Raw genomic sequence first — 12,993 nt, forward strand, 5'->3', positions numbered from 1 at the left:
GGTGGGTTCAGACACGGGTCACTTCTCGATGGAAACTTCGGGCTCCGCCGGGTCAACTCTCAACGGAAATCAACACCATCACCCTGGGCGCGGCTCGGCAGGTGGCTCTTCGACCGCTTCACGCGGCGCTGAGAAAGGCTGGCTGGCCAAGAGGGGGCAAGCATTCTCGGCCAGCCAGCCCATCGCGCAGATGCAGTTGAGGCACGCGTCAGGGCGACAGGCAAAAGTACCGCGTGTCGAATCTGCACACCATTACCAAGAAAGCAGTACCCGAGCCGACCGGGCCCGCCGAGCAACCTCCCACATTGCGAGACGACCATGAACAGCGAGCAGCTGACCTCTCTCTTGCGCACCGTTCTTCAGTTTGCCGGCGGAATCGCCGTAGGCCGAGGATGGGTGGACGCTGAGACATCCACCGCCATCGTTGGCGCGCTTGTGACGATCGCCGTCACCGCCTGGAGCCTCTACACGCGCCGCGCCGCCGGCATCGTTGCGTCGGCTGCGTCCCTGCCGGCCGTCACCTCCGTGTCCGTCGCCAGCCCCACGCTCGCGCGTGCAGCGAACGCTTCGGCGTCGGACGGCGCCGTCATCACGACGGCGCGCTGACCCGTGTTCTGGTCCCCTGGTTGGTGGGTGGGGCAGGCGCTCGCCTTCCTCGCCCGCTTCCTCAACGACCTTGCCGAGCGCAAGCGGGCCGAAACTGCCCTGCGCAATCTCGGTGCCGCTAGCCAGGCCGCCTCGGCCCGGCAGGAAGCCGAGCGCCAGGAAGCCAAGGCTCGCGCGGCCGGCGATGCCGTTGCCGACGAGCCGGACGACCTCCGCGACCTCAGACCGGATTGAACCGATGACGACCTTCACCTGCGCCGTGGGCTTCTTCGTGCTGACCTGCCAAGGGCCACATCCGGTGCCGAATGCCGCGCGCTTCTGCCAGACAGCTTCCTTGGTCCGGTACTCGGCTCAGGACACGGCCGAAACCCGTCGGCAGTTGCGGGTCGCCAACGCCAAATACCGCGCAGTGTGCGGTGATCGCTGATGGGTGAGCCAGGGACCGAGCTCGATCCATCAGACAACGCCGGTAATGGGCGCGCCCTCGACCCTCTCCTCAAGAGCGACGTCCGCCTGCTTCAGTACCAAGTTGGGCAGCTCGATAAGAAGCTCGACCGGTTCTTCGACGAAGTGAAGAACAACTACGCGAGCAAGGGCGATCTGCAGGGGGTCAAGGATGACGTCCACGACCTCAAGTCGAATATCTCGTGGGTCATCAAAATCATCGTGGGCGCCGTTCTGGCCGGGCTGCTCGGCCTTGTAATCATGAAAGGCGGGGGACCGATCCGCTAATGCCCCATCGCAATCCAAGCGTGCCTCCGCAGCTCGTTCCCCTCGACGATGTCGATCTGTACGCCCGCGCTCTCGCTCTATCGGCCGGCCCGAAGAAGGCGCCCGTCCACGAGCGGGTGCTGAACGTGATCTATTGGGGCGGCGTCTTGATCCTGGTTGCGTGGTTCCTCGCCATGGCTAGCGATCGGTCGCCGCCCATTCGGTGGGTATCGCGCGAGATCGTCAATCCAGACGGCAAGGTGCGCCAGGGCGAGCGGGTTCAGGTGAAAGCCGTCCGCGTCCGCACCCGTATCTGCGAGCTGGTGAAGCGCCAGAGCCTGATCGATGGCTCCGGTCGGCGCACCGACTACGAGGCCGAGCGCTTTGACGCCTACGGCGCGATCACAGGGCCGACCAGTCCCGAGACGGATATCACCGGCCCGACCGTGCCCCTCGACGCGGTTCCAGGGCGCGGCCGACTCGTGACGGCGTTCGCATGGGATTGCAACGTGCTGCAGCGGGCGCTCGGATGGTCGATCACTGAGGTGCAGGGGCCGCTAGAGTTCGAGATCGTGGCACGCTGACTGCCGTGAACCATTTCCGCCGACGCGGGTTGCCCTTACACATTCCCCCAAGGAACTCACCTTCAGCCCCGCCCGGTTCGCCGGAGCGGGCTTTTTTTGTTTTTGTCGTTCGGTTCATTCGAAGACCGCTTTTTCTCCACCATGCGGCAACTCTTCACTTAATCGCCGTGAGAACCTCCGGTGATCTAAGTGGCCAGCGATAGCGTCAGCGGCTTTGAAGGGATGAGCGCGGGCTAAGGCAGCTCATCAATGCTTTCGTTAACTAGTTGTTAATTAACGCAATTAACGCTTCGGTAATGAACCCCACTCGCGTACCGGTGAGGCCAGAGGTTATGACCTCCATCGGTATAGCCAAACAGGTTCGCTGGGAGCGTCCGTCCGTGCAGACATTCGAGCCGGTCACCCTTGCCAATGCCAAAACTACGGACGGCAGCCTGACCAACGTCCTCCGGTTGATCGGCTCTTTCGATGATCTCGACGCTGACGGTCCGCCTCCCCGGAAATCTCTAGACCAAGACTGGTCACAACTCATCGACCACATCCGCGACGCGGCCAGCCATGTCCGCGAGGTCGAGGCGCAGTCTCAGGTACAGGAACTGCGCGTCCAGCAACTGCTCGAACGCGCACGTGATGACATCAAGGAAGCCGCTGATCGGGTCCGCGCCGCCGACGCACGCGCAGCCGATGTGCAGGCACGCAGCGAAGCGCTGCTGAGAGCGGCCGACGAGCGGGTGAAAGCAGCCGAAGAGCGTGCGAGGATTGCTGAAGGGTGGCTCGCGCAGATCCGTGAGGCATTCGCCAGTGAGTTCATGACCAAGCAGGACACAAAGCTAATCGCCTGAACGCAGGGTCCGACCTCACGACCTATCCCTAACATGCCCCGACCGGTTCGCCCGTGCGGGGCTTTTTACCAATCGAGGCAAGGAAGGTTTCACGCCTGTGGACGCATGATTAACCCATCGCAGTCCCTGACCTGTCTGTGGTCCTACCCAGCCCCACCCGGTTCGCCGTGGCGGGGCTTTTTTCGTTACAGCACATCAAAGCTTGAGCGAATCAATCCACGCAGTGTTAATTCTAACTCGGTACTCCGTACTTTTCGATCTTGTTTGTGCCCCGGCAAGAAATTTTGTTATAATTGCCGAAGAATTTCTAAATCACAACCTAGGGAGACGTATTTGACAGCCCGATATTACTTCGATCTGAGAAAAGGCTCGGACACTCTTCATGATGACGTTGGAGTCGAGGCGAGTGGTCTCGACGAGGTGACTAGAGAAGCGCGGACCGCGTTGGACGAGTTGCGGGGCAGCGGGGAAGCACCTGGATTGAGAGACGGCTGGGAGTTAGTCATCCGTGACAAGAGCGGGATGACGCTGCAAGCGATCTCGCTGGGCTAAGCGGCCATCCGGCACCCATAGCTTTGGTTCAGCCCCGCCGGCATCCGCCACGCGGGGCTTCTGCGCCTTGTCTCTGTCGCAGGCTTGGCTGATGAACCGCTTCGGTCCGTCCCTAACCGGACCGCAAACTTGAGCCCGGCCGCCTCACTGGCGCGCCGGGTTTTTTGCGCTCTAGCCGCCGCCGATGCTCGTGCCTGAACCGCCAGTGGAGGCTGCCGCGCCTCCCGCCTCGATCAGATCTGTCAGCGCCCGCACGGTTGCTTGTGCGATTACGATGGCCTGGGCATGCGTCACCCGCCTCATCTGAAGCCTGCGGCCAGGCTCATCCTCGAAATAGATGTAGGATAGGCGGATGCCACTTGCGTCCTTGATGACGACGGATTCCGCAACCGTCCGGATGTGAAGTGGCAGCTGGATGTCGAGAGTGGTCACCGATCGTGATCCTTGCCGGCTGGCAGCTTATACGCTTGCACAGCGAGCCACCCCGCAAGTCGAGAGTTGTCAATCTCCCAGTGGGTGAAATACCGAGGCGCCGCCGGATCCCGAGATGACGGACGAACCCGACTGAAGGTTTTTCCTGACTGTACGCCCGGCCGCGCTCTGGTAGCTGTAGAGCGATTTCATTACCTAGACATTCAGCCCCGCCCGGGTTTCCGGCGCGGGGTTTTTTACCAATTGTGGCAAGGAAGGCTTCACGCCTGTGGTCGCATGATTAACCCATCGCAGTCCCTGACCTGTCTGTGATTCTACCAAGCCCCGCCCGGTTCGCCGCGCGGGGCTTTTTGTATCTGGGCTGCCCAAAACGTGAGGCAGGCTGCCTGGCGCATTCGACCCAAGCTTGTAAGCATTGCGTCAGCACAGCTTTGCTGCCGAACTCAGCAGCGACGTAAACGCTATGGTTTCAGCAGTGTTAATCAGACGTGCGATAGTTTTTATATAAAAATCTGGCATGTTGCTCGCATTAGCCGATTGGATTCATCAATCTCTAATGCCTGCGGCTCCACTCCTTGGCTCCAGGGAGTGACGGACATGGTCCAGCATCTACGTAAGTTCAGCCAGAATGCGCATGGCAGCGTAGTGGTGCTCGTCGCGGTGGCGTTCCCGGTCATGATGGCCTTGAGCGCTGCAGCCCTGGAGTACGGATCCGTGGTCAACCGGCGCAGTCAGTTGCAGGCCGCGGCCGACAGCGGCAGCATCGCTGGCGTCAACCAGTTCAAGCTCGCCAACACGGACGACGCCTCCGCTATCCAGGTCGCCGTCTCAACCGCGAAGGCTCAGGCCGCTGCACTGGCCACCGATGCCAAGGGCACACAGGCGGTGGCTGAGGTGCTGAACAATCACTCCAGCGTTCGGGTCCGCCTTACCGAGACCGTACACGTCAAGTTCGCGCAGTTGCTTGGCGTGCCGGAGATCGTTCTGAAGGTAGAGTCGACCGCCAGGCTCTCCGGCACCACGCGCCTGTGTCTGCTGGCTCTCGACGGATCCGCCGTCGGCGCCTTCCACCTGGAGCAGTCGGCCCGCATTACCGCCAGCGATTGCTCGCTCTACTCGAACTCGGTCAGCCCGTCGGGCATTCAGGGCGAGAACCGGTCTGTGGCGGTCGCGCTCTCCACCTGTTCAGCAGGCGGCTATTCGGGCAGCCCGGCGACCTTCATGCCACCGCCAGCGACTGGGTGCCCTGCGCTGCGGGATCCGCTGATTGACGTCGTCGGCCCGACGCCTGGGTCCTGCGTCCAGATCCCCGCGAGCCTCAACCCGAAGAAGGGTCATGGTAGTCCCGACGATCCGGCGGCAGGTGACAACATCGTCAGCGCCGACATGACGCTGAGCCCTGGAACCTACTGCGGAGGCCTTCACATCACGAAGGACACGCAGGTCACCCTGAGCCCCGGCGTCTACATCATAAAGGATGGCCCTCTCGTCGTCGACAAGAAGGCATCGCTGACCGGGAGCAATGTCGGATTCTACTTCACAGGCGACCGCGGCGGCCTGCTGTTCGATAAGGACAGCGTCATCAGCCTCACGGCGCCCAAGAGCGGAACGATGGCCGGGCTGCTGTTCTTCGAGGATCGCACCGTCAGTGCTCCGACGCCGCTGCCGCTGCCCCCAAGTGGCAAGGGCAAGGCCAAGGCTCCTCCTGGTGGCCCGAAGAACCTGCGCGAGTACCGGATCATCAGCGACGATGCACGGACGCTACTTGGCACGATCTACCTGCCTGTTGGTCGTCTGATCATCGACTCGAAGAAGCCGGTGGCCGACCAATCCGCCTACACGGTGATCATCGCTCGTCAGATCAACCTCTATGATGGTCCGGACCTACAGCTTAACGCCCGCTACGGCAGCACCGACATCCCTGTCCCGAAGGGAGTTGGGCCAAGTTCAGCGGACACGGCCCTGGCTTATTGAACCAAGACTGCTCTCGCAGATAACTGCTTGTTCGTTTTACCCAGCCCCGCCGGCACCTGCCGTGTGGGGCTTTCCTTTCACGGAAAGCTAAGAGCTCTGCCGTTCATGATAGGCAACTCGGATCTCAGTCCGAGGATGATCCTGCCGGCACTCGGTGACACGGTGGCAGATCAACGTGAAGCCCGGTCGCCGTCATGGCGCGCCGGGCTTTTTGCTTTCTCAGCCCGTGGGCACCGGCCTCGCCAGCAGAATTGCTGTGCGGACGGCGCTACGCTTTGAAAGTTCTTTGATTTCAAGATCGGCGAGCATGTCCTGTGCGTAGGGGCTTGCCTCCACAGCGGCGGCGAGGCTGACAACTAAGTCGGGGGTGATGGCGAACCGCATCGTCGTTGGAGCGGCAAAATAGGCATCAACGGCTGCATCCAGATCCGCATCGGTGATCACTTTGGTCACTAACAGATCGCCGAAGTAAGGTTCGCCCGCCATCACCAACACGTCTCCTCCGAACCGATCGTGAGCGCCATATCCTGCTCTCGGGCAACCCCAGCGCTGGCGGTGACCAGAGACCGCCGTCAGTCGTTTAGGCGCCCACGAATTCGGGTGTAAGCGCCTCGGATGGATCACACCGCGCTCGCCATCATGCTGTCCGAGCAGTGGATGGATGCGTCATCGGCCTCGTGAGCCCGCTGCCAAATTCTGAACAACCGGGCGCAGTTCAGCGCTCTCCCCCTACACCGAACGTGGGAGAAAGATCACGCAATGGACAAAGCCAAGCTCTAGTTTCGGTGTTTGTCCGCCTCCTCATCAGCCACAGCCTCAACTGCGGCGATGGCATTCTCAAGCTCCGCAATCCGCTTGAGCGTGCTGTCCGCCGGCATCACGTCGTGCTCGGCAGCCTGCATGATGAGGTCACGCTGACGAGCTTTGAGACGGTCCAAAAGGGCTTCGAGCTGATCCATCGGCACGCAGTAGCGATCGATGTCCGTCAGGACAATACGAGGGAGGTCCGCTCTTAGAGATGCGTGCAACGCTCGCTTCGGCCGCGGCAGCGTGGTCCCGGCGCGGGCCGGGCTACAGGCGAAGCGGACATGGTCGACGAAGTTCGAGATGCGCTCCCCGCGGTATACGACCCAGGTGGCGGAACTACCCATAGCGATTGCTTGAGAACGTAACGACCCCGCCGCCCGATCTGATCACAGGGTGGGGCGCATGACAAAAACTGAGCGGAGCGTTACACGCTAGGCACATGGAAAGGCCTCGACCTGATAGCGCACCAGCCTGAGCAAGACATGAGCCCGGACGTTGCCGACCCGGCACGGCTGCGTGAGCTGGACGCCTTGGGCATTATGGACACGGTGCCGGAAGAGGGCTTTGACGATCTAGTGCAGATCGCCCGGACGATCTGCGACACGCCCGTGGCGCTCGTCAGCCTTGTTGCAGCCGATCGGCAATGGTTCAAAGCGCGTGCTGGCTTCGCATCCTGCGAAACCGACCTGAACTCCTCTGTCTGCAAATATGCGCTGACTGAGCCGGACCTGCTGGTCATCCCAGATCTCACCGCCGATCCCCGCACCCGCAACAACCCGCTCGTGACGCGTGGCCCGCGTATCCGGTTCTATGCAGGGGCGCCTCTTCGCACGGCAAGCGGCCGAGTCATGGGCAGCCTGTGCGTGATCGACAGTGCCCCGCGTCCGTCTGGGCTGACAGAGCCGCAGGCCGACGCCCTGCGGCGGCTCGCACGGCACATTATCATCCTGCTGCGTGAGCGCCAGCAGCTGAACCGCCTGCAAACGGAAGAGCGTCAAACCCGAGGAGATTTGACCCGCCGGACCGCACTGATCGAGTTGGGTGACCAGCTCCGCGACTTAGCGACGGTTGCCGAGATGACCGTCTGCGGAGCTGAAATCGTCGGCCGCACTCTCAATGCCAACCGCGCCGGGTACGGCGAACTCGATGAAGCGGGCGAGCTGATTACCATCCCTCGGGACTGGACCACGCCCGGGTCGGCCAGCCTTAAGGGTCAACACCGTTTTGCCGATTACGGCACTATCGGTCCGGCGGTTGAGCGCGGCGAAGCGCTGATCCTGCCGTCCGTTGGGGAAGACCCTCGTACAGCCGCGCATCGCGAAACGTTTGCCGCGATCAATGTCGGCGCGATGCTAAACGTCCCGGTTCAAGAGCGGGGCCGTACGGTCGGCCTGTTCTTCGTCCACAACGCCACACCTCGAGATTGGAAGCCGGAAGAGGTTGCCTTTGCCCGCAACGTTGCTGACCGGGTGCAGGCCGGCATCGGACGCCTGCGCGCCGAGGAACAGCAGGCCCTGCTTAATCGCGAACTCAGCCACCGCATGAAGAACACGCTGGCGATGGTGCAAGCTATTGCTACGCAGACCATGCGCAATGCGGTCGATCTGGAGACGGCTCGGAGCGCCCTCTCCAATCGGCTGATCGCGATGGGCAAGGCCCATGATATCCTGCTCGACGGCACCCGCGAGAGCGCCAGCCTTGAGCTGGTCACGCGCGGGGCGCTGGCGATCCATGACGATGAGCAGGCGGGCCGCCTTCGAATCTTCGGCCCGTACGTGCATGTCGGCTCTCGCGCTGCCATGTCGCTCGCCCTGATCATGCACGAGTTGGCGACAAACGCCGCCAAGTACGGAGGACTTTCGACGGCAGAAGGCTTCGTCGTGGTGGATTGGACCATCAATTGCACAGGCCCGGAGCCGATCGTGCGACTGCGTTGGGCTGAGCACGGCGGGCCACCCGTCACCCCGCCTGCCAAGCGGGGGTTTGGCAGCCGGTTGATCGAGCGTGGCTTAGCCGACGCGTTCGGAGGCGAGGTGAAGGTTACGTGGGCGCCCGATGGCGTGATCTGCGAGTTAGTCGCGCCGCTCGCAGGGATCGAGGCCGACGAGTAGGTGTCAGTCCGTGGAGGGGCAAGCGAAGCGTCACCGCTCGGTGAGAGCTGCTAAGCGACCACGCAACTCCAGAGCCTTGACCCGATGAGACCGGCTCAGTTTCAAGGCCATAGCTCCAGCCTCGTCCTGCCCAAGTTCTCTGCAAGAGCGGGTGAATTCGAATAACATTTGGGAGATCACCTCATCAAGGATGATCGCCTCCAGCGTCATACGTTCGAGGCTTCGATGCGCGATACTCATTCGACTTAACGTTCGTCGACGCCGGAGGATGCAGAGAACTTGTCTTCGGACGGTCCGCCCTATGGAGCAACTGCAGCGAAGGGAACCTCTGTGTGCCGTCTTCTGATTGCCTGTGGCAGAGCGCGTCTCGTCCCTAATTGTCCTGCTCCCGGGCTGCTCTGGCCATGCGGATGAGAGCACTCGCAGTGATTTCGTAAGGTGGCAGGTGCGGTGTCCGCTCGGTGGTAGTTCTGAGGACCGGGCGGCCATTGGCCAAGCCGCTTGATCGAAGTGTTAGGTCACGGCTTCGCCAAAGACGCCGCAGCCGCGCCGCCTTTCCCAAGATCTCTTCGATCATCACAGCTCCTCGGGCAAATCACTTGGCCGAAGAATACCAAAGCGTGACCGTTGGCGACATTCTTGAAGTGCCGGACTGGCTCGCTATAGCGCAACTAGGGCGCGAAAAACGTAGCGTCACGACTTATGTTGTTGCCAACATGGAAGCGTAGGGTACAACCGCGTCATCGTGGTTTCTTCTCCGGCATGCTGCGCTTGTGAGACCTGTGCGCTCCCGCCCTATCAGCGTGGAGCAGCTTATGGCGCGCGACTTCTTCGACATTCACGATGGCGTCCTGATGCGCGATGACGTCGGATCCGAGTGCGACGGTCCCGAGAGCGTCCGCTTGGCAGCGATGCGCGTCCTGCCCGAAATGGCGAAGGATCTGATCCCCCAGGATGGCGACAAACAGGCCTTCACCGTTCTCGTCCGCAACGAGAGGAACGTCACGGTCTACACAGCCAGCCTCACGTTCTCAGGACTGTGGATTGGCGAGGATGCCCCGATCCTTGATCGGGACCCAGATAGGCTTTCCACCTAATTCCTGGAAAATCTTCGGCGCTTCGTCGTCAGAAATAATCCTGAGCCGGGACGGTAGGTTGGTATTCGTAACCTAGGCGGCTAGGCGGAACTAACATACGCCCTACCTCGTGCAGATCATCAGCTTGATGCACACAGGCGCCGATGTCTGGAAGAGGCGTGCGCTTCCGCCTGAAATGAAAGGCGAAGGTGCCATGGCTTCGAACTTTAGCAGTCCCTTGCTACCACTCATCCGCAAACTAGAGAGCATCACCACGCTTTCGGACGTTGAGCGGGCAACGATTGAGATGCTGCCCGTCAAGGTGCGAGCACTCAGTGCGCGGCAGGACATTGTTCGCGACGGTGACACAGCCTCACAGTCTTGTCTCATCCTGGAAGGCTGGTCGTGCCGGTACAAGATGATCGAGGATGGCAAACGCCAAGTCTTCTCGTTCCACATCGCGGGCGACATCCCTGACCTGCACAGCCTTCATATCCCCCTGATGGATCACAACCTCGCCACGGTGACGGCCGCCACCGTGGCCTTCATCCCTCACGAGGCCCTGCACGACCTCACCGCCCGCTTCCCCGGCATTGCCGCAAAGCTCTGGCGTGAGACGCTCGTGGACGCGGCCATCTTCCGACAGTGGATGATGAGCATGGGACGGCGCGATGCCTTCGATCACATGGCCCATCTGCTGTGCGAGCTGTACCTCAGGCAGGAGGCTGTTGGTTTGGCGAGCGATCACCGTTGTCCCATGCCGCTCAGTCAAGTCGAACTTGCCGATGCGATGGGGCTGTCGAACGTGCACGTGAACCGTGTCCTGCAGGAGATGCGTGGACGCGGGATGCTCACACTGAGCCGCAATACCCTCGTCATCCAGGCCTGGGATGACCTTGTCCGGACAGCGGAGTTCGACCCGACTTATCTACAGTTGCGGAAGTCCTCGGCTGCATGACGGGCATGCTAGGGTCTGTGCGAAGCCCGCCGCCAGATATGGCTATGAATTAAGACACGATTGGCGCTCGGCCGCGTTGTTCGACTGGAACGGGCTCGCACCCGAGAGACGACAGTCTGGAACGCTCATGACCATTCACAGGACGCTGGTGGCAACCCTGGCGGTGACAGCGCTAGCTGCCACCATAGCGCGCGCTGAGCCGCCCAAGGCTGCTGTGTTCGACTTTCAGTTCGCCAACGTCGGTGCTCAGCCACCGACCCAAGCCGACTATGACCGACTTGGCCCTTTGAGCGACCAACTACGGTCGCTGCTTCAGGAAAGCGGTCGCTACACCATCGTGTCGACTGATCCCGTCAAAGGTGAGGTTGAGAAAGGCTCCGATCTACGTCGCTGCAACGGGTGCGCTGATGAGTACGCCCGCAAGTTGGGGGCAGATGTCGCCATCACAGCCGAGGTGCAGAAAGTCTCGAACCTGATCCTCAATATTAATGTCTACGTAAAGGACTTGCGGGTGAACGAGCAGGAGAAGTCCTACAGCGTTGACATCCGCGGGGACAACGACGTCTCATTTGATCGTGGCCTGAAGTACTTGGTGAAAAACAGCTTGCCTCAGCCTTAGGTATCAACTTATAAGGAACACTGATCTTGGCCCCACCGCGCGATCTGATCACGGGCTGGCGGGGCACATCGTGTGGGGGGCACCACGGAGCCGATACGCAACTTGGCTCGCGCCTAGGATGAGCCGAAGGGACATTCCAAGAGGTATCCTCCTTAAGTGGCAGCGTTCTCAGAATGGGATCTCGGCGCCGGCTTCGCGATCATCGCGCGGAAGCCGTCCTGATGCTCGACACAAAGCGTGGTATGCCAGTCAGGTTCCTCCAAGGAACCCAACCTTTAGCCCCGCCGGCGCCCGCCGCGCGGGGCTTTTTCGTTCTCAGTCCTCTTCCTCCATCTGGCGCTGCAGCTCTTCAATCTCGGCGATCTTGCGTCTGTAATCGGCCATCGTATCGGCAGTCGTATCATCCAGCACGCCGTTGTCCCGCTGCTCGCCCGTGCGCATGACCCCTCGCTCCATGAGGTCCAGGCCGCGTAGAAGGCTTTCGCGCTCCCTGGCGCACCAGCTTTTCATTGCCTCGATCATCGGTTCGCGCTCCCTGTTGTCAGGCCCTTGATACCGGCTTCACGGCCATCGCCTCCTCAACGGTCGCTCGACGGTCCACGCGATACCGCCGGCCGTTCAGGCGCTTGAGGTAGGTCGCTGACACGGCAAACCAGACGCGTCATGACACCAAAGCCAAGCGCCGCTCGATCCAGGCCTGCGCCTCGTCGAGGTCGTCAAAGAGCGGCGGGTTCGGATGGTCGACAGGTCCGAAACCTGCCTCAAGGAACCATTTGCCGGCATCCTCCTCATGGTCCGCGCAGAGCTGCACCAACACGGCGACAAGGTATCCGTCGGCGAAGATGAGCTGACTGACGGCGTCGTGGCTGCCCGTGCCGACATGCACGGGCTGTAACTGAAGGCTCATCGGGCGAAACGCTTCTCCAGTTGCAGGTACGTTGGGTCAAACTCTGCGACCTGCCGAAGTTCATTCCAGGCTTCGATCACGAGCGTCTGGCTCCGCAGGGTGATGAGGCTCTTGCCGCGCATCTCCTGGAGGACGCGGTTGACGTGCACGTTCGAGAGGCCGAGCGCGTCGCCAAGGTCCCCTTGCGTGAACGGCAGCGGGCAGCGGTAATTCTCCGCCAGCCCCACCGCCTGCAGCTTCAGGTACATTTCGCAGAAAAGGTGCGAGATGCGCTCGAAGGCCGAACGCCGGCCTATGCCGACCATCCACTCACGGAAGATCGCCGCGTCGACGAGCGTGTCGCGCCAGAGAACCGCGCCGATGCCGGGAAAGCGCAAGATGAGGTCGCGCAGGCTGTCGTGCGGGATGAAGGCCACCTTTGCCTCCGTGAGCGTGGCGAGGCTGTGGTCCATGGTTTGGATGTGGAGGCTCTGCAGGTCCGGCATATCTCCTGGAATATGAAAGGACAGGATCTGTCGCCGTCCCTCGCCGATTAGCTTGTAGCGGTACGCCCAGCCACTCAGCAGGAGGCAGCATTGCGAGGGCTTGTCGCCATCGCGCACGATGTCCTGCCGAGGCCGCAGCATCCGCACCATGGCCGGCAGGTTCTCAATGGCTTGGCGCTCCTCCACCGAGAGGGTTGCGATGCTCTCCAGCTTGCGGATGAGCATGTCTAATGGGTTCGGCTCTGAGGCTGAAGGGTCGTGTCCGTCAATGAGGTGGAAATTCGGGGTGGAGTTGGAGCGGCCATCGGTCAGGCGGCCTGAGGTGGAAT

General features: G+C 61.5%; 18 protein-coding genes and 1 pseudogene. 12 read left to right on the forward strand and 7 right to left on the reverse strand.

The genetic code is table 11. The features are described 5' to 3' along the window. Nucleotides 1–318: 318 nt before the first annotated feature. From K2Y56_RS17330 to K2Y56_RS17355, 6 genes are all read left to right on the forward strand, one after another. Nucleotides 319–606, forward strand: a complete 288-nt coding sequence (locus K2Y56_RS17330) for a hypothetical protein (RefSeq protein ID WP_292510219.1) — start codon at nt 319–321, stop codon at nt 604–606. A 3-nt stretch (nt 607–609) separates the two neighbouring features. Then, on the forward strand, nt 610–840 hold the full coding sequence (locus K2Y56_RS17335) for a peptidoglycan-binding protein (protein WP_292510222.1): 231 nt from the start codon (nt 610–612) through the stop codon (nt 838–840). 4 nt (nt 841–844) lie between these two features. Then, nucleotides 845–1,033 (forward strand): hypothetical protein, encoded by a 189-nt coding sequence (locus K2Y56_RS17340; RefSeq protein ID WP_292510225.1) that lies wholly within the window; start codon nt 845–847, stop codon nt 1,031–1,033. Further along, entirely contained in the window at nt 1,033–1,338 is a 306-nt protein-coding gene (locus K2Y56_RS17345; RefSeq protein ID WP_292510227.1) for a hypothetical protein, read from the forward strand. The genes K2Y56_RS17340 and K2Y56_RS17345 overlap by 1 nt, the downstream gene beginning before the upstream one ends. After that, nucleotides 1,338–1,901, forward strand: a complete 564-nt coding sequence (locus K2Y56_RS17350) for a hypothetical protein (RefSeq protein ID WP_292510229.1) — start codon at nt 1,338–1,340, stop codon at nt 1,899–1,901. Before K2Y56_RS17345 ends, K2Y56_RS17350 begins: the two co-directional genes overlap by 1 nt. Before the next feature lie 380 nt (nt 1,902–2,281). Then, nucleotides 2,282–2,743, forward strand: coding sequence for a hypothetical protein (locus K2Y56_RS17355; RefSeq protein ID WP_292510232.1), 462 nt, complete (start codon nt 2,282–2,284; stop codon nt 2,741–2,743). Nucleotides 2,744–3,466: 723 nt separating this feature from the next. Here the strand turns inward: K2Y56_RS17355 and K2Y56_RS17360 are convergent. After that, nucleotides 3,467–3,727 (reverse strand): hypothetical protein, encoded by a 261-nt coding sequence (locus K2Y56_RS17360; protein WP_292510235.1) that lies wholly within the window; start codon nt 3,725–3,727, stop codon nt 3,467–3,469. Nucleotides 3,728–4,099: 372 nt separating this feature from the next. Between K2Y56_RS17360 and K2Y56_RS17365 the strand changes: the two genes are divergently transcribed. After that, on the forward strand, nt 4,100–5,701 hold the full coding sequence (locus K2Y56_RS17365; protein ID WP_292510238.1) for a Tad domain-containing protein: 1,602 nt from the start codon (nt 4,100–4,102) through the stop codon (nt 5,699–5,701). Nucleotides 5,702–5,920: 219 nt separating this feature from the next. Here the strand turns inward: K2Y56_RS17365 and K2Y56_RS17370 are convergent, their stop codons facing one another. Then, nucleotides 5,921–6,187, reverse strand: a complete 267-nt coding sequence (locus tag K2Y56_RS17370; protein ID WP_292510241.1) for a hypothetical protein — start codon at nt 6,185–6,187, stop codon at nt 5,921–5,923. A gap of 290 nt (nt 6,188–6,477) precedes the next feature. Next, on the reverse strand, nt 6,478–6,660 hold the full coding sequence (locus K2Y56_RS17375) for a hypothetical protein (RefSeq protein ID WP_292510244.1): 183 nt from the start codon (nt 6,658–6,660) through the stop codon (nt 6,478–6,480). Between the two features lie 58 nt (nt 6,661–6,718). On the opposite strand from K2Y56_RS17375, the pseudogene K2Y56_RS17380 reads away from it, so the two are divergent. After that, nucleotides 6,719–6,865, forward strand: a pseudogene (locus K2Y56_RS17380) (DUF4113 domain-containing protein); the annotation flags it as partial. Between the two features lie 125 nt (nt 6,866–6,990). Beyond that, nucleotides 6,991–8,619 (forward strand): GAF domain-containing protein, encoded by a 1,629-nt coding sequence (locus tag K2Y56_RS17385; RefSeq protein WP_292510247.1) that lies wholly within the window; start codon nt 6,991–6,993, stop codon nt 8,617–8,619. A gap of 30 nt (nt 8,620–8,649) precedes the next feature. Here the strand turns inward: K2Y56_RS17385 and K2Y56_RS17390 are convergent, their stop codons facing one another. Next, nucleotides 8,650–8,859 carry a hypothetical protein gene (locus tag K2Y56_RS17390; RefSeq protein ID WP_292510250.1) on the reverse strand — a complete coding sequence of 70 codons (210 nt, stop codon included), beginning with the start codon at nt 8,857–8,859 and terminating at the stop codon, nt 8,650–8,652. Between the two features lie 575 nt (nt 8,860–9,434). Here K2Y56_RS17390 and K2Y56_RS17395 point away from each other — a divergent pair. The 3 genes from K2Y56_RS17395 (at nt 9,435) to K2Y56_RS17405 (ending at nt 11,272) form a co-directional block, all read left to right on the forward strand. Then, nucleotides 9,435–9,716 (forward strand): hypothetical protein, encoded by a 282-nt coding sequence (locus tag K2Y56_RS17395; RefSeq protein ID WP_292510253.1) that lies wholly within the window; start codon nt 9,435–9,437, stop codon nt 9,714–9,716. Between the two features lie 109 nt (nt 9,717–9,825). Further along, the gene (locus tag K2Y56_RS17400; protein WP_366849032.1) at nt 9,826–10,653 is read left to right on the forward strand and encodes a Crp/Fnr family transcriptional regulator; all 828 of its coding nucleotides are present in this window, start codon (nt 9,826–9,828) and stop codon (nt 10,651–10,653) included. 127 nt (nt 10,654–10,780) lie between these two features. After that, nucleotides 10,781–11,272 carry a DUF3280 domain-containing protein gene (locus tag K2Y56_RS17405; protein ID WP_292510255.1) on the forward strand — a complete coding sequence of 164 codons (492 nt, stop codon included), beginning with the start codon at nt 10,781–10,783 and terminating at the stop codon, nt 11,270–11,272. A 315-nt stretch (nt 11,273–11,587) separates the two neighbouring features. Here K2Y56_RS17405 and K2Y56_RS17410 read toward each other — a convergent pair whose 3' ends face one another. From K2Y56_RS17410 to K2Y56_RS17420, 3 genes are all read right to left on the reverse strand, one after another. After that, a complete protein-coding gene (locus K2Y56_RS17410; protein ID WP_292510259.1) occupies nt 11,588–11,794 on the reverse strand; it encodes a hypothetical protein in 207 nt (68 codons plus the stop codon). 139 nt (nt 11,795–11,933) lie between these two features. After that, the gene (locus K2Y56_RS17415) at nt 11,934–12,179 is read right to left on the reverse strand and encodes a hypothetical protein (RefSeq protein ID WP_292510262.1); all 246 of its coding nucleotides are present in this window, start codon (nt 12,177–12,179) and stop codon (nt 11,934–11,936) included. After that, nucleotides 12,176–12,889: a Crp/Fnr family transcriptional regulator gene (locus K2Y56_RS17420; protein WP_292510267.1), complete on the reverse strand. Its 714-nt coding sequence runs from the start codon at nt 12,887–12,889 to the stop codon at nt 12,176–12,178. The genes K2Y56_RS17415 and K2Y56_RS17420 overlap by 4 nt, the downstream gene beginning before the upstream one ends. Nucleotides 12,890–12,993 lie beyond the last annotated feature (104 nt).

Source organism: Methylobacterium sp., from assembly GCF_019745455.1.
Lineage (GTDB): Bacteria > Pseudomonadota > Alphaproteobacteria > Rhizobiales > Beijerinckiaceae > Methylobacterium.